Annotated in this window: 1 protein-coding gene; it reads left to right on the forward strand. The window is 63.4% G+C overall.

Translation table 11 applies throughout. The features are described 5' to 3' along the window. Window positions 1–663, forward strand: a 663-nt coding sequence (locus tag FNJ47_RS46300; protein ID WP_163163477.1) for a pyrimidine 5'-nucleotidase, incomplete at its 5' end; no start/stop codon positions are given. Window positions 664–800: the final 137 nt, after the last annotated feature.

Here is an 800-nt window from a genome sequence, read left to right on the forward strand (position 1 = left end):
ACCTGGGTGTTCGACCTCGACAACACGCTGTACCCGCATCACGTCAATCTGTGGCAGCAGGTCGATGCGCGGATCGGCGAGTTCGTCGGCAACTGGCTGAAGATCTCGCCCGAGGAAGCGCGGCGGCTGCAGAAGGACTATTACCTGCGCTACGGCACCACGATGCGCGGCATGATGACCGAGCACGGCGTGCAGGCCGACGACTATCTCGCCTATGTGCACAAGATCGACCACTCGCCGCTGCAGCCGAATCCGGCAATGGGCGCTGCGATCGCCAAGCTGCCGGGGCGCAAGCTGATCCTGACCAACGGCTCGGTCGACCATGTCGATGCGGTGCTGGGCCGGCTCGGCATCGGCCATCACTTCGACGGCGTGTTCGACATCATCGCCGCCGATCTCGAACCGAAACCGGCGCCGCAGACCTACCAGAAGTTCCTCAAGCTGCACGACGTCGATCCGGCGAAGGCTGCGATGTTCGAGGACCTCGCGCGCAATCTGGTGGTACCGCATGAGCTCGGCATGACCACGGTGCTGGTGGTGCCCGACGGCAGCCAGGAGGTGGTGCGCGAGACCTGGGAGCTCGAAGGCCGCGACGCCGCTTATGTCGACCATGTCACTGACGATCTGACCGGGTTCTTGCAACGGCTGAACGGAAAGCCCTGATCCCTCTCCACGTCGTCCCGGCGAAAGCCGGGACCCATTACCCCAAATGTCTGTGATGCGGCAGGCTGGGGCCACAGCGTGTAACCCAACCAAGATTTTTGGTTGATGGGGTGGACGGCCCCCTACGGCATCAGTGT

The sequence above is a fragment of the Bradyrhizobium uaiense genome (assembly GCF_010811875.1).
Lineage (GTDB): Bacteria > Pseudomonadota > Alphaproteobacteria > Rhizobiales > Xanthobacteraceae > Bradyrhizobium > Bradyrhizobium uaiense.